The sequence below is a fragment of the Pseudoalteromonas sp. S1650 genome (assembly GCF_005887195.1).
GTDB classification, from domain to species: Bacteria; Pseudomonadota; Gammaproteobacteria; order Enterobacterales; family Alteromonadaceae; genus Pseudoalteromonas; species Pseudoalteromonas simplex.
The window spans coordinates 1-23,396 of sequence record NZ_PNDF01000013.1; the positions used below are offsets into that span (position 1 = coordinate 1).

The following is a 23,396-nucleotide window of genomic DNA, read 5'->3' on the forward strand; positions in this document are numbered from 1 at the left end:
ACGATTCGATATCGAATTGACTATATAGTCACTCAGTTACATTTGAGACTCTAAATTTGTTTGCGTCATCTAGCGAACTAGAATCTGCTGTTAGAACTCAATCTGTACGAGTGCCCACACAGATGATTGCTTTATATTGTTAAAGAACGTTGCGACGTTGTCGCTAGGGATGCGTATAATACATCCTTAAATTTTCGAGTCAACACTTAATTTTAAACTTTCTTTTTAGACCGTTTTAAACCGAAGTTTTACTTAACTCTCTGTCACTTTGTTCAGCGCTTTTCATTGCTGCCCGCCGTGTCAGTGGATGCGCATTATAGGGATGCGAAGAATTAACGCAAGCACTTTTTGTAGAAAACTACTAAAAACTTACTTTTCGCGCAAAAAACAAGCTAAAGGCAGTAAAAAACACAGTTTACTGTACAAAATACAGCCAACTTTTCTCGAGAGGATCTTAAGTATTATCGAAATTAGGTAATACGCAAGTTTTTAAATAAAAAAAAGAGCCACAATCTTAGTGGCGCTTTTATCAATCAACTCTTAATTAGTACAAGATACTATATAACTTACGACGATACTTAGATGCCAAGGCATCGCCATCAGGTAAAGAAGCGATAATTTCTAGATAGGTTGGTTTTGCATCTGCGTAGTTAAGATCTTTTTTAAGTACATTAAATAACATCTCTAGTGCTTCTTCTTTGCGACCCGCGCTATTAAGAGCATTACTTAGTTCTACTTTTATCTCTAAATCATTTGGGTATTTTTCAACTTTATCCTGCAGTGCTTTTATCTCTGGCGAATCAGTGGCAGCTAATGCTTGTTCACATTTTGCTTGAATATTTGTGAAATACGCATCACGTTCGTTTTCTGCAACCGAATCTAATAATGCTTGTGCATCTTCTAATTTATGAATTTGAATACAGATATCAGCTAAAACTAACTTTACACGTGTGTGTTTTGGATCAAGTTCATAAGCCTGCTTTGCATAGTTAAAGGCATTATTTAGATCTTGATTAATTAACGCTTGCTTAGCTTGCTCTAATAATAACTCGTGTTGAGCTGGTAAATGTTTAGCTAGCGCATCGCGAATTTGCAGTTCTGTTTGAGCACCCGGTAACATATCGACAGGTGCTGAATCTTTTAACATCACAAGCGTTGGTAATGCTTGTAAACCAATTTGCTGCGCAAGTTGCCCTGCAAGAGCTTGCTCAACATCGCAATCTAATGTCGCTACTAATAAATGCTCACCATACTCATTTGCTATTTTCTCTAAAATTACAGCTTGCTGATGGCACTCTGGGTTTTGCGCAGAGTAAAAAGTAAGTAGCACTAGCTTTTCAGCTGACGTTTCACCCAATGCTTGCTGCAAATTTTGTGGGGTAAGGTTTATCATATTATTCATTTGATTGATTGCACTATATAAGTATTTAGGTTTTTATATAGTGACAAACATAACAATTACAAGCCCCACGGGTCGAGGTCATTATGAAATTATCTGCTATTTCTGCAGCTTTATTACTTCTTAGTCCATTCGCACAAGCAACAACGCTCGATTTAAACCTTCAAAAGACTATGCCTGAAATTGAAAAGCTCTATTTAGACTTACATCAATCTCCTGAGCTGTCTTACCATGAAAAAGAAACGGGCCAAAAGCTTGCAAAGCAATTAAAACAACTGGGCTTTACTGTTACAGATAATGTAGGTGGTTATGGCGTTGTTGGTATTTATGAAAACGGTGATGGCCCTACAGTAATGATCCGCACTGATACTGATGGACTACCAATTGTTGAGCAAACTGGAAAACCTTACGCTTCTAAAGTGACTGTAACAAATGATGCTGGTGCAACCGTTGGCGTAATGCATGGTTGTGGTCATGATATTCACATGAGCTCATTTATTGGCACAGCACAACAGTTAATGACACATAAAGATCAGTGGCAAGGTACGTTAATGATGGTCGCACAACCTGCAGAGGAAGTTGGCGGTGGTGCAAAAGCAATGCTTAAAGAAGGGCTTTTCACTAAGTACCCTACTCCAGATCATGTTATTGGTTTGCATGTAAGTGCAAGTGTTCCTGCTGGTAAAGTTAGCATGAAAACTGAATATACAATGGCAAGTGTTGACTCTGTTGATATTACAGTAAAGGGCAAAGGCGGTCACGGTGCCTATCCACACACAACGATAGACCCAGTTGTGATTGCTTCACGTATTGTATTGGCACTGCAAACTATTACTAGTCGCGAATTGTCACCACTCGAGCCGTCAGTGATCACCGTTGGCTCAATTCATGGAGGCTCTAAACACAATGTCATTTCAGATGAAGTAAAACTACAACTTACATTGCGTAGCTATAACCCTGAAGTTCGTTTACAACAAATCGCGGCAATTAAACGAATTACTAAAGGCATCGCATTAAGTGCTGGGCTTGACGAAAGCTTAGCACCAGAAGTCTATGTGCATGAAGATGAGTCAATTCCTTCAACTTATAACAATCCTGCACAAACCAATGTAGTGCGATCAGCAATTGCTAACGCTATTGGTGAAGACAATGTACTTGAAACTGAAGCTGTAATGGCCGGTGAAGACTTTGGCCTTTATGGCCGTACAGAACAAAATGTGCCGATTACTTTGTTTTGGTTAGGCGGTGTTGAACCGAGTCAATATGACTCAGCAATGCAATCTGGCGCAACATTACCTTCTTTACACTCAAGTAAGTTTGCACCTGATTACAAAAAAGCACTTCCTACTGGAATTACAGCAATGAGTAACGCCGCGGTTGCCCTATTCAACAAAAAGTAGTTTAGGCTGACTTAGCTCTGGGCTTAGCTTTTCTTTTAAAACGTCGCTTTTGCGGCGTTTTTGGTAACTGGGCAAAGACTTGGCTATCGCATTGCTTGGCTTGCTCAACTAAAGCATGTAACTCTTCCAACAATGGTGTTAAAAATTGCTGATAACTCATATGCTGTTCAGCGATATTACCTAACGATGCTTCCCACTTAGCGGTTAAGTCAGGGCTAGCAAGCTGTTCTGGTAATGTACTTATGAGTGCTTTACCTGTTGCGGTAGCCAGAATGTTTTTACCCTGCCGCTCTAAAAAACGGCGTTTAAATAAAAGCTCAAGAATACCGGCTCGCGTAGCTTCAGTACCAAGACCATCTGTTTCCTTAAGGATCTTTTTAATTTCTGGGTCTTTCACATACCGACTGATGCCTGTCATGGCACTTAATAAGCTCGCATCAGTAAAATGCGCTGGCGGTGTCGTCATTTTGTCTACTACTTCACCTTGATTGCAATGCAGCTGTTGACCTTTTTCAAGTGGTGGTAAGGTTTGCTCATCTTTTAACTCTGTTTTGCCCATTAATATTTTAAAGCCTAAGCTAACATCTTGCTTAGCTGCTGCTTTAAAAAGCCCACCCGCAATTTCAACCGTTATTTTGGTTTCGTTAAATAGATAGTCTGGATAAAATTGGATTAAATAATGACGACAGATCAAGCGATAGATTTTTTGTTCATCACTATTTAAGGACGCTGAGCGAAGTTGTTTTTCGGTTGGAACAATAGCGTGGTGAGCTGCCACTTTGCTGTCATTAAAACATTTACTCCGCTTACTGCTATCAGCTTGCTTACAAGCTTCAATTGCTTGACCTTCATTATTAGCGATGGCGGCAATAATACTCGCGGCATCTTTATGATGATCTTTTGGTAAATAGCGATTATCTGAACGAGGGTACGTAATTAACTTATGACGCTCATACAAGTTTTGGCAGGTATCTAGCACTTTTTGTGCAGGCATTGAAAACGCCTTTGCCGCATCAATCTGTAAAGCGGATAAATTATAAGGTAGCGGTGCCTGTTGTTTTTTTTGCTTTTGCTCAAGCTCAACCACTTTAGCTGGTTGATTAGTTATACGTGACACAACATTTTCAGCAAGCCCCCTATGCAATACTCGCCCTTCTTCATCTTGATAAGGTTCACATGCTTTACTTGGTTGCCACTTTGCAGCAAATGTTTGCTGCTGCTGAGTTTCAAGGTGAGCTAATACTTCATAAAAAGGTTTCGCTACAAAGTGAGTGATTTCATTATCACGATTAACGACTAAACCTAAAATAGGCGTTTGAACACGCCCAACAGATAGCACATTGCCAAATCCAGCTTTTTGCCCAGCAAGCGTATAGGCTCGAGTTAAATTCATGCCAAATAACCAATCGGCACGTGATCGAGCTAAGGCAGACACACTCAAAGGAATAAAATCGCGGTTCGATTTCAAATTATTTAGTGCTTTTTTAACTGCACTTAAGTTTAAGTCGCTGATCAAGAGTCGTTGAATTTGCTGTTTTTTGGCTTGGCTAAGTTTAACCTGTTCGATCACTTCATCAACCAATAACTGGCCTTCCCTATCAGGGTCGCCAGCATGAATTATTGTACTTGCCTGCTTAATGAGCTTTTTTAGTACAGTAAGTTGTTTGCGTGTTTTTGCTTTAGGTTTTAATTGCCATTGTTCTGGCACGATAGGTAAATGCTCAAATCGCCATTTTTTAAAACTTGCATCGTAATCATCGGGCTCTGCTTGCTCAAGTAAATGACCAATACACCAAGAGACACAATCTCCATTACCAAGCTCTATATAACCATCATGTTTTTTTTGTGGTTTTGGTAGAGCATCTGCAATGGCTCGTGCCAAGGATGGTTTTTCGGCAATGTAAAGTTTCATAACGCAACACTAAATACTGTTTTTATAAACAGTAGTCTAGCACAGGATTTTTAACGAAGAAACGCCTTAAGCTTGCTGGCTTCGTCGAGTAAAAAGATAGATAAGTGGTAGGTAACATACGACCACAGTACCAATATTGATTAGCGGTAGCAGGGTCTTATACATGTAAGTGCTGTAAGACAAATCCCAAAGGTGGCGGTCAACTAAACGGAACAGTTGCAAAATAGGCGCCATTATCACAACCAACTGCCCTAAAACACTTTGCCATAAGTAGACTTTATCTTTAATACCTAAGTAAGCAATGATTGCCATCCAAGCAATATCATTAAAAGCCCAAACGACATAGCGCCAAATATAAATGTCATCAAATTCACGTAAGCCGCTATGAATTAAGGTACCGTATAAAAAGAAACATGCTGTTATTACGGTAAAGTGGAATGCCTGCCAATCTTTGCGGAGGTAGAAAACGAAAATAGCAGGGCTCAGAATGAACACCCAGCTATTATTCAAAATTGAGATGGTATATACAAACCAATCAGGCAAAATTAACTAACCTTAATCTGTTTTACCATCATCGTCGCCACTACCATTACCAGGCATGTAGCTATATTTATCAACTTTTTTCATTTTTATTCTCTATTACATTTGTTAATGAGGCTTAACTTTAATTGATTTACTGCCTTACATCAATAGGTTCAGATTCGTGTGCTTTACCTTGCATAATAGAGATTTCAACACGGCGATTTCGCTTGCGATCTTCGTCGGTTACATTCGGTACTAGAGGCCTGGTTTCTGCGTGGCCGACCACCATCATACGGGACTTATCAAACCCTGGTGCTTTTTCCATTTCACTGGCAACTGCCACCGCACGCTTTGATGATAAATCCCAGTTATTGGTATAAAGCTCATTCGATACTTGGAAGTCATCAGTGTGCCCAGACACGGTTATTTCACCCGGCACATCTTTTAACAGCGTAGCAATATCACGAATGATAGGTTTAAACTTTGGCTGTAAAAAAGCACTACCCGATGGGAATGAACCATTCTCACGAATGCGAATAATAATTTGCTGGCCTAATGACTCAAGCTCAATTGCCCCATCCATAATTTGCTGTTCTAGTTGCTGGGCAATTTTCTTCACAAGTTCATTTGTTTGTTCTTGATCAGCCGCAGAAATTGACTGTTCTAAAGCTTGTTGCTGAGCCGTACTTTGCGATTCACCACCACGTTTATTACCGCGCTGTTCTTGTCGACCACCGGCGGAGCTTTCGTCGCCAGCCTGAAACTCAAGCATTTGTTGTGTCATCTCAACGGTTTGTTGCTGAATCGTTTCAATAGGTGTTGGCTCAGGTTTGCCTGGAGTAAACTCCATGGCAATAACAGAGGTTCCTTTTGGAATATCTTTTACTTCAATTTTATTTTGTACACCAAAAGCAAACTTCATAGAGCCAGCAATTTGCTTAAACTTCAGCACGTCCATTTCAGAGAAAGCAAGCAAGAGTACAAAGAAGCACATTAATAATGACATTAAATCTGCGAAGGTTCCCATCCAGGCGGGTAAACCCGGTGGTGGACATTTGCACTCTTCATCTGACATGCTCTACTCCTCGGTATCAACTTTACGTTTTGATTCGGCTAAGTAGTTTTTCAAAATACCTTCAATTACTTTCGGGTTCTGACCGTCTTGAATACCTAGCACCGCGTCAAGAATTAAGCGTTGATTAAGGGCTTCTTCGTCTTTACGCAGTTCTAGTTTTACCTGAATTGGAATAGCGACAACGTTTGCTAAGAAAGCACCATAGAGAGTTGTTAAAAGGGCAACTGCCATTGCTGGGCCGATTGCCTTTGGGTCATCCATGTTTGATAACATAGCAACCAGACCGATTAGCGTACCGATCATACCCATTGCAGGCGCAATATCGGCAAGTGATTTGAATAAACCAGCACCGAGTTCATGACGGTTAGCAGTAAGAGAAATATCTTTTTGCAGCGTGGCGCGAACGACATCAGCATCATGACCATCCACTAACATATCGACCCCTTTACGCATAAAACCGTTGGGGATTTCAGCTTCTTCTAATGCTAAGAAGCCACCTTTACGTGCAGAATCAGCTAATTCTACTGCTTTTTCAATTAATTCTTCCGGAGATTCGATTTTGAACATAAAAGCTTTTGCTGCCACTTTACCTATGCCCAAAAATTGCCCCATGGTGAAATTTGATAATACAATAAAAATCGAACCACCAAATACAATGACCACCGAAGGCGTGTTGTAAAACATTGCAACTTGGCCATCACTACTTAACACCATCGACATAGCAATTAAGCCTATGGCACCAAGAATACCTATTATGGTTGCTAAATCCACATACCCCTCCAGAGGAACAATTACACGATACACTCAAGTATCAAATTTTTATTATTAACTGCTTATCGGCAAGCAGTTGAAATACTTAAATCATTAAATGAATTAATTTTATTTTAATGTAAGATTTTTAAGCTACAAGTTTAAGCTGTATTTAAAATCGTAAAAATAGCATACTAAAAATGAATTATGCGTAAAAAAACACATCATTCTTTGACCTAGTTTAGCATTCCCCCTAAAATTGGCCTCACTTTCTAACAGCTATCGAGGCCACAATGGCAACAAAGAAACCAGAAAACTTAAGCTTTGAAGAAGCACTGGATGAATTATCTCAAATTGTTGCACAAATGGAGCAAGGTGAATTGTCACTGGAACAATCACTAAAACAATTTGAACGCGGCATTGCGCTAGCAAACGCTTCGTCTGGTAAGTTACAACAAGCCGAACAAAAAGTTGCCATTTTAATGGGTAACGATAGCCAAGCGCCTCTTAGCAATTTTGATTCAAACTTGGACTAATTAAGTGCAATTAAAAGAACAATTACAACGCGCTCGTGAAGACGTTGAAGCACATTTAAATCGCTATTTTGAACAGCCACTTAATACCGAAAAAAACATCAAAGAAGCCACCCACTACGGTGTTCTAAATGGTGGTAAACGCTTACGTCCTTACCTTGTATATGCAACGGGCCGGATGATGGGCGCGGACAAGGCCGATCTTGATATTCTTGCCGCCGCTATTGAGTGTATTCATAGCTATTCTTTAGTTCATGATGACTTACCAGCAATGGATGATGATGACTTAAGACGTGGCCGCCCTACCTGTCATATTGTCTATGGCGAAGCACAAGCCATACTCGCAGGTGATGCCTTACAAACACTGGCATTTGATTTAATTGCCAATCATCAATTTGCTGTTTCTGCGAGCCAGCAAGTAAAAATGATTGCCTCATTAAGCAAAGCCTCAGGTATTGAAGGTATGGTAGGTGGGCAAGCACTGGATATTGAAGCGACCGATAAAGAAATTACAGTTGCTCAGCTAGAGCGCATTCATCAGCTAAAAACGGGTGCCTTGCTTAATTGTGCAATTACACTCGGTGCATTGAGTGCAAAAAGCTGTGATGAACATACACTCGCGCAATTAAACATGTTTGGCCAAGCAATTGGACTGGCTTTTCAGGTACAAGACGATATCCTTGATGTAGAAGCTGATACTGAAACATTAGGTAAGCCACAGGGTTCCGATGTTGCTGCAAACAAAGCAACCTACCCTGCTTTATTAGGGATGGCAGGCGCAAAGCAAAAAGCACAAGATTTGCTGGCTCAAGCCCATCAAGCTCTTGAGGCTATTGATTACGACACCAGCGAATTGGCGAGTCTTGCAAGCTATATTGTTGAACGCAATTATTAATACCTAAAAAGAAAGACAAAATAACTAAAAAATCGGAGCGGCAATCGGCTATAATGCACTCTGGTTAGCGAAGGATGTATAAAAAATCATGACACTTGATAGTAGCAAGTATCCATTATTAAGTTTGGTTGACGAACCAGCACAACTGCGTGATTTAGCGCAAGACAAGTTACCTGCGTTTAGTAAAGAGTTACGCGAATACCTACTTAACTCAGTTTCGCAAAGTAGTGGTCATCTAGCATCAGGTTTAGGCACTGTTGAGTTAACAGTTGCACTGCATTATGTTTATAACACTCCTGAAGATCGTTTAGTTTGGGATGTGGGTCATCAAGCATACCCGCATAAAATCTTAACGGGTCGTCGTGACCAAATGCATACTATTCGTCAAAAAGACGGTTTGCACCCATTCCCATTCCGTGAAGAAAGCCCATACGATACTTTCAGTGTTGGTCATTCGAGCACCTCAATTTCAGCAGCCTTAGGTATGGCCATTGCTGCAGAAAAAGAAGGTAAAGATCGTAAAACCGTTGCTGTTATTGGCGATGGTGCGATCACTGCTGGTATGGCATTTGAAGCAATGAATCACATGGGTGATGTTAATCCTAACGTGTTAATTATCTTAAACGATAATGAAATGTCGATTTCAGAAAACGTAGGTGCACTCAATAACCACTTTGCCCGAATTTTATCTGGCAGCTTCTACACCAATATTCGTGAAGGCAGTAAAAAGCTCCTTTCTGGTTTACCGCCTGTGAAAGAACTTGCTAGCCGCATGGAAGAGCACCTAAAAGGAATGGTCATTCCGGGTACGTTCTTTGAAGAGTTAGGCCTAAATTACATCGGCCCAATTGATGGTCATGATGTAAATATGTTGGTTGATACCTTACGTAATATGCGTAACCTTAAAGGCCCACAGTTACTACATATTAAAACGCAAAAAGGTAAAGGTTATAAGCCTGCTGAAGCGGATCCAATTGGCTACCACGGCGTACCAAAATTTGATCCGAGCATGTCGAAATTACCAAAATCAAAACCGGGTGCTGCCACATTCTCAAATGTGTTTGGTGACTGGTTATGCGATATGGCAGCCCAAGACGACAAGCTAATGGCAATTACCCCTGCGATGCGTGAAGGTTCAGGCATGGTGCGTTTTTCAAAAGAGTATCCTGCGCAATACTTTGATGTGGCGATTGCTGAACAACATGCTGTAACGCTTGCAGCAGGCCTTGCTTGTGAAGGGTTGAAGCCTGTTGTTGCTATTTATTCAAGCTTTTTACAACGCGCTTACGATCAACTTATCCACGATGTAGCATTACAAAACTTACCTGTTTTATTCGCTATTGACCGTGCAGGTATTGTTGGTGCTGATGGTGAAACTCACCAAGGCGCCTATGACTTAAGTTTTATGCGCTGTATTCCTAATATGATTATTATGGCGCCAAGCGACACTAACGAGTGCCGCCAAATGCTTTACACTGGCTACCAATGCAATCAACCTGTCGCTGTTCGTTACCCACGTGGTAGTGCCGGCAATTGTGATGTTGAATCAACAATGAGTGCGATTGAAATCGGTAAAGCGCGTAGTATCAAACAAGGTAGTAAAGTGGCCATCTTGTCGTTTGGTACGCTGTTAGAGAGCGCCAAAGTAGCCGCAGATGAGCTAAATGCAACAGTGATTGATATGCGCTTTATCAAACCTCTTGATACTGAAGCTATTAATGAGTTACTTAGCAGCCATGATGTCATTGTTACTTTAGAAGACAATGCCATTGCAGGCGGTGCTGGTTCTGCTGTGAATGAATATTTGGCTGCAATCAAAGCCGATGTGACTATCTTAAATTTAGGTATTCCAGATGAGTTCATTAAGCATGGCACACAAGATGAAATGCACGCTGAGATGAGCCTAGATGCCAATGGCATCTTAACTCGCATTAAAGAGTTCATGGCTTAAAAACTATACGCAATTCATTAAAAAGGAGCCTCATGGCTCCTTTTTTATTATTTAAAACCATACACATAAAAAATAACTTACCTATTTTCTATTTTCTTGCATCCAATATCTTTAGCTAGCCGTTTATTCATTGAGGTTAACTCGTGAGCACGTATTTTGTCGTTAAACAATACAGGTTGTTTGTTCACATTTGATGGAATATTTAAAAGGTATAGACAAATGAATACGATTAAAAGTAAAGCTATTAAAGATCAACAACTCGCTAATTCAAAACTATCTAAGGTCATGTTTTCTGCCATTGCTCTTGCTGTGATGCTGGGTATTACAGGGTGTGATGGAGATGATGGTAAAGATGGTGCTATGGGAGCTCAAGGTGCAGCAGGGCAAGACGGTACTAATGGTGTCGATGGCCAAAATGGCGCTGACGGTCAAAATGGCGCTGATGGTATGAATGGCAACGATGGCGCTCCTGGCTTTGCATCAGCAACATTTATATTAGCGAACAATGGCTCTGATAATGCGGGCACTATCAACCTCATTGATCAAAATGCCGCTAAACTCACAACATTTAATACTGGTGCTAATGAAGGTGTTGTTTTCGATAGCTTAGGTAATTTAGTGCAAGCTGCTGATTCTGGAAATGGAGCACTGAGTACCGTATGCCAAGTGTTAAACCGTGCAGATGGCATGTACACCAATAATATTGATCGTACATTAACTGGCACAAACACCACACTTGTAAATCCGAAGGGCATACATATCTCTAATAAATATGGTCTTGTTTTTATTGCTGATTTTAATGCTATGCAAGTAACTGTATTTGGTAAAGAAGCTGCAGGCGATGTAGCACCATTAGCAACAACGGTAACTGATGCAACACCATGGGATCTTACGTACGATGAAAATAATGATCGTCTTTACGTCGCACTAACTAATGGTGATGTTGCTGTTTACGACAATTATGTAATGGGTGGTTTTACTGCAACACCAACTCGAACCATTACACCAAGTGATGAAACTGGTACAAAAATTTCAGTCAATATTCATGGTATTGCTTTAGATATGACTAGTAACAAGCTTGTGCTGTCTGATGTAGGTAGTGCATCTGATGCAACAGATGGTGCACTCTTTGTCATTTCAAATGCTGCTCAAGCAGATGGTATGGTAGCGGTTGACCGTCATATAGCAGGTCCAATGTCTATGCTCGGTAACCCTGTGGATATAAGTCTTACTGGCAGCGACTTGCGTGTGGCTGAAAAATCAAATGATGCAGTTTTAGTATTTAGTAATATATTTGCAGGCGAAAGTGGTGATGTATCACCAGATCTCATCACGCCAACAACAAAACCTGAATCAATAACAGAAACCGTTATGCATAATAATATGCAAGATAGCTCTGATAGTATTATGGTTAACATGCCCCTGCTCGGTGTAGCTGTAAGTAGTAACCCAGGAACAGTAGGTCCAACAACAGGTCAAATTAGTCGTTTAAACGCACCTTTAACAGCCGAACTGGCAACGTATAATGCAAATCAAACAATTGAAAGTGTGGCTTTTGATAAGTCTGGCACTAGCTACGCAACATTTGATGATGCAGTTACATCGATGGGTGGTATCGTTATTTCAAACAAGGTTGCAACACAGCGTAACGGCGAAAGTTACGCAACCAACCAAGATAGAACAATCATGGGAGCAAGTACTGGTATTATCTCACCAAAAGGTATTGATATAGCTTCAGATACAGGCATGATTTTTGTTGCTGAATTTAATGCAACAACGCCTGGTGTTCTCATTTTCTCTAGCTGCGCAACAGGTGATGTAAGCCCATTAATGACCCTAAACCCCAGTGCTAGTGCACGCCCTTGGGATGTAGACTATGATCCATCAACTGACAGGGCATTTGTTGCACTTACCAATGGCACAATTGCTGTTTTTGATGAAGTGAAAAGCAAGTGGATGTCAGGTATGACAACCATTACAGGTGAAGATCGTTTAATTACCCCTGCATCGGGCGGCACTGCATTTGCTGCACCAACCAATATTCATGGTATTGATTACGACCCATTAAGTGACTCACTAATAGTTTCTGATGTTGGCTCTGCAGCCGATGCCACCGACGGGAAAATTTATGTGATTAATAGTGCCGCTATGGCCAGTGGTTTAACCAATGTAAGTGTAAATATCGCAGGTCCTGCAAGCCAATTAGGTAACCCTGTCGATATTATGTATACGGGTAATGATTTATATGTTGCCGAAAAATCAAATGGCCTAGTTATGCGCTTTGATAATATTTTAAATAGTCCTAGCGGTGACATTGCAGCAACGGTGAGCTACTCCTTTACCGCCCCAGAGTCTGTGGCTGTTTTACCAGCTTGGCTTAATCACTAACCATCAAAAGGTGTTTAGGTAACGAACGCCTCTATTGGCCTCCAATGCCTTATCTAGCCCTAGGTAAGGCATTTTTTATATCTGCTCACTTAGTTTAGAGAGTATTAACGCATCCAAATTTTAATATCGGCTAAGCCATTGGCTTGCAGTGCGCTGAGCTGCTGATCAACATTGTTGCTTTGCTCGAACTCAAAGGCATCTAATTGCTCATCAAAGGTAATGTTTGCTACACCATCGCCACCGCGCTTTTTAACTTGATGCAGTGCGATATCGGCAAGGTTAACTGAGGTTTCCCAACCAATAACTTGGCCACCCAGTAAAGGTAACGGATAAAAAGACCAACCAATCGACGCAGTGATAGTGGTCGACTGCCCATTCGGTAATCTAAATGGGTTTGCTGCAATTGCTTCACATAAATCGGCCACATAATTGTCTATTGCTGTGCGTTTGAAATCACGTAGTAAGAGTAAAAACTCGTCACCACTCCAACGCGCAACATAGTCAGAACCTTGAGTACGGCTATTCAACAAAGTCGCCATTTGCTGTAAACAGCTATCGCCTGCAAGTGGGCCATACGCATCATTAATGCGGCTGAAGTTATCAAAGTTTATTATTAATAGCACTAGCGACTTACCCTGCGCTTGCAATGACTGTGAGTTACGCTGGAAGTGTTCGATATCTTTAGGGAGCTGATCAAACAAGAAGCGACGGCTACGTAAGCCTGTAAGCTCATCTGAGTGACTAACTAGCTTAAGCTGTGAGTTAACTTGGTTAAGCTTATCGTTAGCCTCTCGAAGCTCTACGGTACGTTCTGTTACTAAGCTTTCAAGGGCTAATTGCTTACGTTTCTCTTGCGCTCTAAATACCCAAAACACGAGGTAGAACAGTAAAATAAAGCTGCTGGTGATCAAGAGTCTAAAATAAATAGTCTCATCAAAACGACGCGGCACTACAAAGCTGTACTCGGTACGACGTGCTTTTTGCCAATCTTCACCACGACGCTTTGCTTCAAGTTGGAACAAAAACGATCCCGGCGGTAAGTTGGTATAGATTGCCTCACGACGAGTATTGGCATAACGCCAGTCACTGTCTAAGCCACTTAAACGATAACGGAACTCGATACTTGAAGGGGCATAATAATCAATCGCGGTATATTTTAACGTTACATCGCGTTCATCAATTTGTAGCTCAGGCTTATTACCTAAAGTTGCGGTACTTAAATGACGAAGCGGCGTGATCAAGCTTTCAATGCGAGGCTTAAGTGCTTGTACACCAAACAGCTCAACGCTCTTTGGTATTTCTACCACACCTTGCAGACTTGGGTACCAAATAGAGTTGCCTGTGTCTGCTACAGCATCATGGCCAAGGCCTGCACAACATTGACTGGCTTTACCGTCAAGTTGACGGTCAAACGATGAGATCACTTGTTCTACTTTTAAACTTTCGATATCAGTACCAAACTGCTCTACAGGCATACGGTATACGCCTTTCATAGTACTGACCCAAATACGTTTTAATTGCTTGTCGTAAACTAGACTGAAAATAGAGCCATACGGTAGACCATCGGTGGCATCTAACTGACGCCACTGGCCTTTGGTACTGCGATAAAATAAGCCATCGTTAAGTGAACCAATTAATATTCCCACTCCTTCGATATTCAAAATACTGGTGACGTAAGCACTTTCTAAACTAGTTTGGTCGCCAATTTTTTCAATCCCGCGGTCGGTAAAGTAATAAGCTCCTTTACTGGTACCTATTAAGCCAAAATTCTGCTCATCATGAACATAAGTAATAAATTTGCTGCTTAAGAAGGCATTGTATGCAAAAGGTGTTAAACCACCATAACTTAAGCGGTACATACCGCGGCCAGTACCGAGCCAAAATCCACCTTTGCTAGAACGGCTTATTGCAAATACTGGGTTATCGCGCAGCGCTCGCCCAGGCACCGTATACAGGTTTTGGTTTTCGTAATAAAACACACCGCGGCCTGTTGCGATGTACAAACGATCACCATCAAATTGTAAGTCGTGCACTGCTGCTCGACCAAACTGATTACTCGGAATTTGATTTACAAAATTCTTGTTGTAGTCGAAGTAGCCAACACCGCTACGGTTAGCCACCCATAATTTGCCATCAGGTGCCTGGCTAATCGCCATCACCGCTTCGGTCATATTTGAGATAGCTGAGTGACGTTCAATACGCCCTTCGTGAGCAAGCCATAAGCCTTCACTGAAGCTTGCCAGCCAAATGTTATTTTGATTGTCACGGAAAATATCGGCAAACCAAATGCTTTGATCGAGCTGGCTAGGTTCAACCCATTGCCAATCTCCTGAATTATTACGGAATAATAAGCGTCCATAAGTAGAGATCCATAGCGCGCCATCGGAGTCGCTCATAAACTTATAAACGGCAGAGTTACTGGCATTTGGCAGTGGGAATGGACGCAGCTCGTCATCTAAATCAAGAAAGTAGGCACCCAGCTCTGAGGCAAGATACAAGTTACCTTCAAGCCACGCCATGTCATGAATAATGGTTTGCGCTAATCGTTCAGGTAGTGAAACCTTGGCAGTCAGCTCTAATCGTAATTTCGCAAAATCAGAAGAGGTATTAGTTAAACGCAATAAGTGACGCTCATTAACCAGCCAAATGCCTTCTGGCGACAATGCCATTTGACTCACTGAACCCACAATTTGCGTAATAGCAGTGGCATTCGAGACCGGTACAATTAACGCGGAGTTTTGATTGAGTGTGACTTGATTTCGAGCAACATAATAAAGGCCATTCGCTGCAATCCAAATACTGCCTTTGGAATCTTCGAGAATATCGCGCACCGGACCTTTAACGTTAAAGGTTTGCGACATCATGGTTTTAGGATCAAGTGTTACTAAACCATTCTTGGTACCAACCCAAAGTAACCCTGTGCTATCGACTAGTAATTTATTGATACCATTACTTGGCAGGAAGTCGCTGTTTTGCGTATTGAAGTTAGTGAACGTATTACCATCAAAGCGGCTTAAGCCAAACTGAGTACCCAGCCACATATAGCCTTGCTCATCTTGAGCAATACTTTTTAATGATTGCGATGGCAAGCCATTTTGGATGTTCCACTGTTTGACGACATAGTCAGTAATAGATGCAAACGCAGGCATGCTGCAAAGCATCAACAAACAGACAACTAGAAATCGCATCATATACTTGCCACCAAGTAACACTTAACTCATCGTTTAAAAAGGCAAATAGCCTGCTTTAAACAAGGCTTGAACACAAATTAATGAAAAAACACCTGCTAAAATATCATCAGCCATGATGCCCAAGCCCCCGTGTAAACGTCTATCTAAAATTCGGATAGGACCTGGTTTAGCGATATCAAAAAAGCGGAACAATAAAAAACCAACCAACAGTGACTGCCAACTCAGTGCAGCACCAATCATGGTGATATAATAACCAGCAACTTCATCCCAAACAATGGCTGGATGATCATGCACACCTAAGTCATCTGCTGTTTTACCACATGCCCAAATACCAAACACGCTGATCACGACAGCAAATACAATTTGTAACCAAAGCGGAAAATACATTGTGGTGAAAATAAATGGCAAGGCAGCAAAGGTACCAAAGGTGCCTGGCGCTTTAGGGGCAAGGCCTAAGCCAAAACCCAGACCAAAAAATTGGTGTGGGCGTTTTAAATTGAATAAACGGTTACTGCTCAAACCGGCTCCTTCGTAAAGTGCTGAAAGCCCTTACCTTGGTAGTTAAACTTTTCGCCGTCAAGCAATAGCTCAATCTCACCTTCGCCACTTTTAATTTGACCTACACAGCTTGCTTCTACACCATATTGGCGCAGTTTCATATCAACCATGCTTTTATTGCTTTCTGGCACAGTAAACAGCAACTCATAGTCGTCACCGTAATTTAAGATATAGTCAAATTGCTCAGCACGTGGAATCGACGAATTTAATGCATCAGAAACAGGCACTTTATCAACATTGATCACCGCACTAACTTGCGATAGCGCTAAAATATGGCCTAAATCAGCTAATAAGCCATCGGAGATATCAATTGCTGAAGAGGCTGCGCCTCGCAAAACTTGCCCCGCTGCTACACGTGGCGTCGGATAATCAAAACGATTATTTAAATAGCTTAAGTGTTCAGGGGCGATATCGAGGCCTTGTTTACGGGCTTCAATGGCTACACCAGCATCTCCTAATGGACCTGTTACATAAATCCAATCGCCCACTTTAGCACCGCTACGGCGCAGTGCTTTGCCTTCAGGCACGATGCCTTTAGCACAAATCGTAATAGTTAAAGGGCCTTGAGTGGTATCACCACCAATGATTTGCACATTGAAGTACTCTGCAATTTCATGCATGCCTTCAGTGAACTCTTCAAGCCACTCTATATTTGCTTTAGGCAAAGTTAGGCCTACCGAAATCCACGTAGGTTCAGCGCCCATTGCCGCAAGATCACTTAAGTTAACAGCTAAAGCTCGATGCCCAAGAGCACGCGCAGAGATGTCATCAAAAAAGTGTACGCCCGCAACTAAAGTATCTGTTGTTACCGCCAATTGACAGTTTTCAGGCACAGTTACTAAGGCACAATCGTCACCAATACCTAGGTTCACATCACGGCGAATAATGCCACGGCCCTTAAAGTAACGATTGATTAATTCAAATTCCTTCATACACAAAAAAGCCGGCCCAAGCCGGCTCTCCTTTACGGGGTTACTTACTTACGCAGTTCTTTCACTGCTTTATCAAGTACACCGTTGACAAATTTATGGCTGTCTTCAGCACCAAACATCTTAGCAAGCTCAATGCCTTCATTGATTGCCACTTTGTAAGGTACGTCTTCACGGAATTTCAGCTCATAGCCAGACAGACGTAAAATTGCTTTTTCGACCATGTCTAACTCATCAGCTGGGCGTGCTAAATGTGGTGCAACGATTTCATCTAATTGCTTACAGTTAACAACAACACCGCGTGCTAGGTCTTTGAAATATTCGACGTCGATCTTAGTCACATCATTTTCAATTAACATTTGCTGTTCAATATCAGCAATTGGGTTGCCGCTTAACTGCCAAGAGTATACGGCTTGAAGTGCTAAGATACGTGCTTTACGTCTTGCTGCTGGTTTCACAGAGATTCCTTAAACTTAAATTTTGTCTAACACATTAACCATTTCAAGCGCGCCTAAAGCAGCTTCGCCGCCTTTATTACCCATTTTGGTACCTGCGCGCTCAATTGCTTGCTCAATGCTTTCAGTGGTTAATACGCCAAATGCAACCGGGATATCATACTCAAGAGATACTTGCGCAAGACCTTTGTTTGATTCGCCAGCGACTAAATCAAAGTGTGGTGTACCACCTCTGATCACTACGCCTAAAGCGATGATTGCATCGTGTTCTTTCTTTGCTGCAACGCGTTTCGCTGCTAAAGGTAATTCAACGGCACCTGGTACGTAAACAACAGTAATGTCGTCATCAGATACGCCACCTGTGCGCTTAAGCTCATCAACAGCACCTGCTAATAGGCTGCTACCAATAAAGTCATTAAAGCGAGAAATGACAATGGCAAATTTTTTGCCCGGTGCGTATTTGTTACCTTCAATAATTTTCATTTAATAACCCTAAAAAATAAGTTTAAGCGGTTGCGATTGCGCAAAAATTACGGCGCATAATACCACAAAAATATAAAAGTAGCCTAGAAAATCTGTTTTCCCTAATTAAGAGCGCGGCTCAACGTAGTCAACCACTTCTAAGTGGAAACCAGATAACGCATGGTACTTCTTAGGACGGCTCATTAAGCGCATCTTTTCAATACCTAAATCAGCCAAAATCTGCGAGCCAACACCTACAGTACGCGATGTACCTTGGAACTTACGATGACTGACATTTTCGCCCGCATCTTCAGCAGCAAAGGCTTTAACGGTTGCTTCTAAGTCTTCAGTTGATTCTTGTTTACCTAAAATAACCAGCACGCCGTTGTGCTCAGCGATATAAGCCATTGCATCTGACAAGCCCCAGCTACGATCAGCACTTCTATCTGATAATAGAATGTCGTTAAAGGTGCTTTGTAAGTGAACACGTACTAGCGTAGGTTCATCTTTCGATACTTCACCTTTTTGTAAAACATAGTGAAGCTGACCATCAATAGTGTCTTTGTAGGTCACTAAATCAAACTCACCGTGATCTGTTGGCAGTTTACATTTAGCAACGCGCTCAATGGTGGTTTCGTTTAGGTTTCGGTATTCGATTAAATCTGCAATAGTGCCAATCTTTAAGTCATGCTCTTTAGCAAATACTTCAAGATCTGGGCGACGAGCCATGGTGCCATCTGCATTTAAGATTTCAACAATCACAGATGAAGGCTCAAGACCTGCTAAACGCGCTAAATCACAACCCGCTTCGGTATGACCAGCACGTGTTAACACCCCACCTGGCTGCGCCATGATAGGGAAAATATGCCCTGGTTGTACGATATCGCTCGGCACGGCACCTTTAGCAATAGCTGCTTGCACTGTACGAGCACGGTCAGCTGCTGAAATACCCGTTGTTACGCCTTTCGCTGCTTCAATCGACATGGTGAAGTTAGTTGAAAAAGCAGCCCCGTTATTTTTCACCATTAACGGTAAATCTAACTGCTGACAACGCTCTTGTGTCATTGTTAAACAAATTAAACCACGACCATGTGTTGCCATAAAATTGATAGCATCAGCACTAATGTGCTCTGCTGCGATAATTAAATCGCCTTCATTTTCTCGGTCTTCATCGTCCATTAAAATAACCATTTTACCGGCTTTAATGTCATCGATAATTTCTTGCGCGCTGTGTAAATTCATAATGTGCCCATGAGAGTATGATTAATAGTGACGTATCTGTACTTATTTAATAAAGCCAGCTTGTGCGAGCAAGCTCATTGATATGTCTGAACGGGAAGGTTGTTCGGCCCCTTTTATTAGGCGCTCTAAATAGCGAGCAATCTGGTCAACTTCTAGGTTCACCTGAGTCCCCACCTGAAATTCTGCAATCGTAGTTTGCTCAGCAGTATGCGGAACAATCGTCAACTTAAAGCGATTTTGCTCGACCTCGTTGACCGTTAAGCTAATGCCATCAATACACACCGAACCTTTGTACGGAATATATTTCATTAAATCGCTATCTGTACTTAGCCAATACTCTGTTGCACGAGCATTAGGGCTGATACTTTCAACGGTCGCAATACCATCAACATGGCCTGACACTAAATGTCCACCTAAACGAGAAATAGGTTGCATGGCTTTTTCAAGATTAACTGTTTGCCCTTTTTTGTAATGTGCAAACCCAGTTAAGCTGATGGTTTCGTTTGACAAGTCAGCACTAAAACCATCGCTATGTTTAGCGACAACTGTTAAACACACACCGTTGGTGGCAATACTGTCACCGAGCTTGACGTCTTTCATATCCAAATTAGCGCTTTGAATACGAATAGCTAGATCACCTTGCTTTTGTGTTAGTTCAACAATTTTACCTGTTGCTTCAATAATTCCAGTAAACATAGTGCTACTCTTTATTTTCAATGTGTGTGGCTTGCTTTGCTTTTACCGCTGTTAGGCGGATGTCATCACCAATCATCACTGTATCAGTAAAGGTCAGCTCAGTGATATCACTCATCATGGTGACTTCTGCAAAGTTTAGTAAGCTTTTGCCCATATCACCTATTAACTTAGGGGCAATATAAACAATGTATTCGTCAATTAAATCTTGCTCAGCAAACACGCCAGCCAGGGTCGCACCTGCTTCGAGCCAAACGTGATTAAATTGTAGTTCAGCAAGACGCTTTAAAAGTGCTGATAAATCAACTTTATTATTAACTGCTGGCACTACTTCGTGTTTAACAAAGTGAGGCCACTTAGTTTGATTATCAAGCGACGTGGTAAAAATTATCACCGGGCTCTCGATGCTGAATAACGCAAGCTCAGGCGTTAACCTATTTTGTGAGTCAATAATGATTCGGGTAGGCTGGCGTAAAGGCAACGAGGTCGGCATGCTAAATGGCAACTCATCAACACGGACATTAAGTTTGGCATTATCGGTAATAACGGTGTCTGCACCGGTTAAGATAGCACAGCTTTGCGCACGAAATGCTTGCACATCTTGGCGCGCTTTAGAACTGGTTATCCATTTACTTTGGCCATTATTGAGTGCGGTTTTACCATCTAAACTGCACGCCATTTTACAAGTTACATATGGCAATCCAGTTTCCATACGCTTTAAAAAGCCTTTGTTTAAATCACGCGCTTGTTGCTCAAGTAAACCAGATGCCACCTCAATGCCAGCATCGGCTAAAATCTGTAGGCCACGACCACTCACCGCGGGGTTTGGGTCAACCATAGCAGCAATCACCTTGCTAACACCCGCGGCTTTTAAACCTTCGGCACAAGGCGGAGTACGCCCATAATGACTACAAGGCTCTAAAGTGACATAGGCAGTGGCGCCTTTTGCGTTGTCGCCAGCCACGGCTAATGCATTGACTTCAGCATGGCCCTGCCCTGCGATTTGATGAAAGCCTTCACCGACTATTTCGCCATTTTTAACCAGTACACAGCCAACATTAGGATTTGGCGTCGTAGTAAAACGGCCGTGTTTAGCAAGCTCAATGGCACGCGCCATATAAGCCGTATCAAGCTCTGTAAATGACATGATTAATCACCTAAACGAGCGATTTCTTCGCCAAACTCGCGAATATCTTCAAATGAACGATAAACCGAAGCAAAGCGTACGTAGGCCACTTTGTCGAGTTTCTTCAGAGATTCCATGATGCACTCACCAATCAAATGGCTAGAGATTTCACGTTCACCCGTGGCACGAAGTTGAGATTTAATGATGTTAACGACTTCGTCGACCTGCTCAGTGCTGACTGGGCGTTTTTCTAAAGCGCGATGCAAGCCATTCAGTAACTTGTCTTCATTGAATGGTTCGCGGCTACCATCTTGCTTGATGACTCTTGGCATCACAAGTTCAGCGCCTTCAAAGGTGGTAAAGCGCTCATGGCATTCGTTACATTCACGTCGACGTCTCACTTGATGACCACCGCCAACAAGTCGAGAATCAATTACTTTGGTATCTTTTGCTGTGCAAAAAGGGCAATGCATAAGGTTCAACTTCCGTTTATAAAAAACAAAAAAAGGCCGCTTTATAAGCGGCCTTTATAATAGCAAAAAACAACGCTATTGTTATCTTAATTACGGTTTAACCAGTAATTAAGCGTAAACTGGTAATTTTTTACAGATAGCTTTAACTTTCTCTTTTACTTCTGCTTGTACAGACTCATCGTTGATGTTGTCTAGTACGTCACAGATCCAGCCAGCAAGCTCTTTTGACTCAGCTTCTTTGAAACCACGGCGAGTAATAGCCGGAGAACCAATACGAAGACCAGACGTTACGAACGGTGAACGTGGGTCGTTTGGTACTGAGTTTTTGTTAACTGTGATGTTTGCATTACCTAGTGCAGCGTCAGCATCTTTACCTGTGATATCTTTATCGATTAGGTCAAGAAGGAATAAGTGGTTGTCTGTTTTACCAGAAACAACTTTGTAGCCACGCTCTTGTAGTACTTCAACCATCGCTTGTGCGTTCTTAACAACTTGTGCTTGGTACGCTTTGAATTCTGGTTGTAATGCTTCTTTGAAAGCAACCGCTTTAGCAGCGATGATGTGGCATAAAGGACCACCTTGACCGCCAGGGAATACAGCGCTGTTTAGCTTTTTGTAGATCTCTTCATCACCACATGCAGAAACGATTAGACCGCCACGAGGACCCGCTAATGTTTTGTGAGTTGTTGTTGTAACAACGTGTGCGTGAGGGATTGGGCTTGGGTATACACCAGCCGCGATAAGACCAGCAACGTGAGCCATATCTACGAATAAGTACGCACCTACTTTATCAGCGATTTCACGGAATTTAGCCCAGTCAACAACGCCTGAATATGCTGAGAAACCAGCGATGATCATTTTTGGCTTATGCTCTAATGCAAGTGCTTCAACTTGAGCGTAATCAATTTCGCCTGTTTCTTCATTTAGGCCGTATTGAATTGCATTGTACGTTTTACCAGAAAAGTTAACGTGTGAACCGTGAGTTAAGTGACCACCATGAGCTAAGCTCATACCTAGTACTGTATCGTGTGGCTGAAGAAGTGCTTGGAAAACAGCTGCGTTTGCTTGTGAACCCGCATGTGGTTGAACGTTAGCGTAATCAGTGCCGAATAACTCGTTTGCACGGTCAATAGCTAGTTGCTCAACAACGTCAACATGCTCACAACCGCCATAGTAACGTTTGCCTGGGTAACCTTCAGCATATTTGTTGGTAAGCTGAGAACCCTGCGCTTCAAGTACGCGTGGGCTACAGTAGTTTTCAGACGCGATCAGTTCGATGTGCTCTTCTTGACGAGCAGTCTCTTTAGTGATGGCTGCAAATAACTCTGGATCGAAATCCGAAATATTCATGCTACGTTCTAACATGGGGTCTCCTAAGGCAACGTGTATGGTGTTTTTTGAAGGCTGTATTGTACGCTTAAAACGCACTTTTGCCTATCTTG

Annotated in this window: 20 protein-coding genes; 5 read left to right on the forward strand and 15 right to left on the reverse strand. The window is 41.9% G+C overall.

Annotated elements, in window-relative coordinates:
- Nucleotides 1-544: 544 nt before the first annotated feature.
- Nucleotides 545-1,402: a tetratricopeptide repeat protein gene (locus CWB80_RS03535; RefSeq protein ID WP_138600421.1), complete on the reverse strand. Its 858-nt coding sequence runs from the start codon at nt 1,400-1,402 to the stop codon at nt 545-547.
- 83 nt (nt 1,403-1,485) lie between these two features.
- Here CWB80_RS03535 and CWB80_RS03540 point away from each other — a divergent pair, with 83 nt between their 5' ends.
- On the forward strand, nt 1,486-2,799 hold the full coding sequence (locus CWB80_RS03540) for a M20 metallopeptidase family protein (protein WP_138600420.1): 1,314 nt from the start codon (nt 1,486-1,488) through the stop codon (nt 2,797-2,799).
- Nucleotide 2,800: 1 nt separating this feature from the next.
- On the opposite strand, the gene CWB80_RS03545 is transcribed toward CWB80_RS03540, so the two are convergent.
- The 4 genes from CWB80_RS03545 to pomA all read right to left on the reverse strand — a co-directional run bounded on the left by CWB80_RS03545 (nt 2,801) and on the right by pomA (nt 7,079).
- A complete protein-coding gene (locus CWB80_RS03545) occupies nt 2,801-4,711 on the reverse strand; it encodes a DNA topoisomerase III (protein WP_138600418.1) in 1,911 nt (636 codons plus the stop codon).
- 66 nt (nt 4,712-4,777) lie between these two features.
- The gene (locus CWB80_RS03550) at nt 4,778-5,254 is read right to left on the reverse strand and encodes a hypothetical protein (RefSeq protein WP_138600416.1); all 477 of its coding nucleotides are present in this window, start codon (nt 5,252-5,254) and stop codon (nt 4,778-4,780) included.
- 130 nt (nt 5,255-5,384) lie between these two features.
- A complete protein-coding gene (locus CWB80_RS03555; RefSeq protein ID WP_054552563.1) occupies nt 5,385-6,308 on the reverse strand; it encodes a flagellar motor protein MotB in 924 nt (307 codons plus the stop codon).
- A 3-nt stretch (nt 6,309-6,311) separates the two neighbouring features.
- Entirely contained in the window at nt 6,312-7,079 is a 768-nt protein-coding gene (gene pomA, locus CWB80_RS03560; RefSeq protein ID WP_054552564.1) for a flagellar motor protein PomA, read from the reverse strand.
- A 272-nt stretch (nt 7,080-7,351) separates the two neighbouring features.
- On the opposite strand from pomA, the gene xseB reads away from it, so the two are divergent.
- The 4 genes from xseB (at nt 7,352) to CWB80_RS03580 (ending at nt 12,825) form a co-directional block, all read left to right on the forward strand.
- Complete coding sequence (gene xseB / locus CWB80_RS03565) at nt 7,352-7,594, forward strand: exodeoxyribonuclease VII small subunit (RefSeq protein WP_054552565.1); 243 nt, start codon at nt 7,352-7,354, stop codon at nt 7,592-7,594.
- Between the two features lie 4 nt (nt 7,595-7,598).
- Nucleotides 7,599-8,486, forward strand: a complete 888-nt coding sequence (gene ispA, locus CWB80_RS03570) for a (2E,6E)-farnesyl diphosphate synthase (RefSeq protein ID WP_054552566.1) — start codon at nt 7,599-7,601, stop codon at nt 8,484-8,486.
- Nucleotides 8,487-8,574: 88 nt separating this feature from the next.
- Nucleotides 8,575-10,437, forward strand: coding sequence for a 1-deoxy-D-xylulose-5-phosphate synthase (dxs, locus tag CWB80_RS03575; protein ID WP_138600414.1), 1,863 nt, complete (start codon nt 8,575-8,577; stop codon nt 10,435-10,437).
- 285 nt (nt 10,438-10,722) lie between these two features.
- Nucleotides 10,723-12,825 (forward strand): collagen-like protein, encoded by a 2,103-nt coding sequence (locus CWB80_RS03580; RefSeq protein ID WP_138600425.1) that lies wholly within the window; start codon nt 10,723-10,725, stop codon nt 12,823-12,825.
- Between the two features lie 104 nt (nt 12,826-12,929).
- Here the strand turns inward: CWB80_RS03580 and CWB80_RS03585 are convergent, their stop codons facing one another.
- From CWB80_RS03585 to glyA, 10 genes are all read right to left on the reverse strand, one after another.
- Nucleotides 12,930-16,016: a ligand-binding sensor domain-containing diguanylate cyclase gene (locus tag CWB80_RS03585; RefSeq protein ID WP_138600412.1), complete on the reverse strand. Its 3,087-nt coding sequence runs from the start codon at nt 16,014-16,016 to the stop codon at nt 12,930-12,932.
- 33 nt (nt 16,017-16,049) lie between these two features.
- On the reverse strand, nt 16,050-16,535 hold the full coding sequence (locus CWB80_RS03590; protein ID WP_054552569.1) for a phosphatidylglycerophosphatase A family protein: 486 nt from the start codon (nt 16,533-16,535) through the stop codon (nt 16,050-16,052).
- Nucleotides 16,532-17,506 (reverse strand): thiamine-phosphate kinase, encoded by a 975-nt coding sequence (thiL, locus tag CWB80_RS03595; protein ID WP_138600410.1) that lies wholly within the window; start codon nt 17,504-17,506, stop codon nt 16,532-16,534. The genes CWB80_RS03590 and thiL overlap by 4 nt, the downstream gene beginning before the upstream one ends.
- Nucleotides 17,507-17,550: 44 nt before the next feature.
- Entirely contained in the window at nt 17,551-17,961 is a 411-nt protein-coding gene (nusB, locus tag CWB80_RS03600) for a transcription antitermination factor NusB (RefSeq protein WP_054552571.1), read from the reverse strand.
- Between the two features lie 15 nt (nt 17,962-17,976).
- A complete protein-coding gene (gene ribH / locus CWB80_RS03605) occupies nt 17,977-18,441 on the reverse strand; it encodes a 6,7-dimethyl-8-ribityllumazine synthase (protein WP_036966328.1) in 465 nt (154 codons plus the stop codon).
- Between the two features lie 105 nt (nt 18,442-18,546).
- Nucleotides 18,547-19,662, reverse strand: coding sequence for a bifunctional 3,4-dihydroxy-2-butanone-4-phosphate synthase/GTP cyclohydrolase II (gene ribBA / locus CWB80_RS03610; RefSeq protein WP_063702249.1), 1,116 nt, complete (start codon nt 19,660-19,662; stop codon nt 18,547-18,549).
- Nucleotides 19,663-19,704: 42 nt separating this feature from the next.
- Nucleotides 19,705-20,358, reverse strand: coding sequence for a riboflavin synthase (locus CWB80_RS03615; protein ID WP_063702246.1), 654 nt, complete (start codon nt 20,356-20,358; stop codon nt 19,705-19,707).
- Between the two features lie 4 nt (nt 20,359-20,362).
- Nucleotides 20,363-21,502 carry a bifunctional diaminohydroxyphosphoribosylaminopyrimidine deaminase/5-amino-6-(5-phosphoribosylamino)uracil reductase RibD gene (gene ribD, locus CWB80_RS03620; protein WP_138600408.1) on the reverse strand — a complete coding sequence of 380 codons (1,140 nt, stop codon included), beginning with the start codon at nt 21,500-21,502 and terminating at the stop codon, nt 20,363-20,365.
- Nucleotides 21,503-21,504: 2 nt separating this feature from the next.
- Nucleotides 21,505-21,954 carry a transcriptional regulator NrdR gene (gene nrdR, locus CWB80_RS03625; protein ID WP_054552576.1) on the reverse strand — a complete coding sequence of 150 codons (450 nt, stop codon included), beginning with the start codon at nt 21,952-21,954 and terminating at the stop codon, nt 21,505-21,507.
- Nucleotides 21,955-22,062: 108 nt separating this feature from the next.
- The gene (gene glyA, locus CWB80_RS03630) at nt 22,063-23,319 is read right to left on the reverse strand and encodes a serine hydroxymethyltransferase (RefSeq protein WP_063702242.1); all 1,257 of its coding nucleotides are present in this window, start codon (nt 23,317-23,319) and stop codon (nt 22,063-22,065) included.
- Between the last annotated feature and the right edge of the window lie 77 nt (nt 23,320-23,396).

Excerpts from the sequence above, each read along its gene's own strand:
- CWB80_RS03535 (WP_138600421.1), bottom strand. The coding sequence starts at position 1,402 with ATGAATAATATGATAAACCTTACCCCACAAAATTTGCAGCAAGCATTG.
- CWB80_RS03540 (WP_138600420.1), top strand. The coding sequence starts at position 1,486 with ATGAAATTATCTGCTATTTCTGCAGCTTTATTACTTCTTAGTCCATTC.
- CWB80_RS03545 (WP_138600418.1), bottom strand. The coding sequence starts at position 4,711 with ATGAAACTTTACATTGCCGAAAAACCATCCTTGGCACGAGCCATTGCA.
- CWB80_RS03555 (WP_054552563.1), bottom strand. The coding sequence starts at position 6,308 with ATGTCAGATGAAGAGTGCAAATGTCCACCACCGGGTTTACCCGCCTGG.
- xseB (WP_054552565.1), top strand. The coding sequence starts at position 7,352 with ATGGCAACAAAGAAACCAGAAAACTTAAGCTTTGAAGAAGCACTGGAT.
- dxs (WP_138600414.1), top strand. The coding sequence starts at position 8,575 with ATGACACTTGATAGTAGCAAGTATCCATTATTAAGTTTGGTTGACGAA.
- CWB80_RS03580 (WP_138600425.1), top strand. The coding sequence starts at position 10,723 with ATGTTTTCTGCCATTGCTCTTGCTGTGATGCTGGGTATTACAGGGTGT.
- CWB80_RS03585 (WP_138600412.1), bottom strand. The coding sequence starts at position 16,016 with ATGATGCGATTTCTAGTTGTCTGTTTGTTGATGCTTTGCAGCATGCCT.
- thiL (WP_138600410.1), bottom strand. The coding sequence starts at position 17,506 with ATGAAGGAATTTGAATTAATCAATCGTTACTTTAAGGGCCGTGGCATT.
- ribH (WP_036966328.1), bottom strand. The coding sequence starts at position 18,441 with ATGAAAATTATTGAAGGTAACAAATACGCACCGGGCAAAAAATTTGCC.
- ribBA (WP_063702249.1), bottom strand. The coding sequence starts at position 19,662 with ATGAATTTACACAGCGCGCAAGAAATTATCGATGACATTAAAGCCGGT.
- CWB80_RS03615 (WP_063702246.1), bottom strand. The coding sequence starts at position 20,358 with ATGTTTACTGGAATTATTGAAGCAACAGGTAAAATTGTTGAACTAACA.
- ribD (WP_138600408.1), bottom strand. The coding sequence starts at position 21,502 with ATGTCATTTACAGAGCTTGATACGGCTTATATGGCGCGTGCCATTGAG.
- nrdR (WP_054552576.1), bottom strand. The coding sequence starts at position 21,954 with ATGCATTGCCCTTTTTGCACAGCAAAAGATACCAAAGTAATTGATTCT.
- glyA (WP_063702242.1), bottom strand. The coding sequence starts at position 23,319 with ATGTTAGAACGTAGCATGAATATTTCGGATTTCGATCCAGAGTTATTT.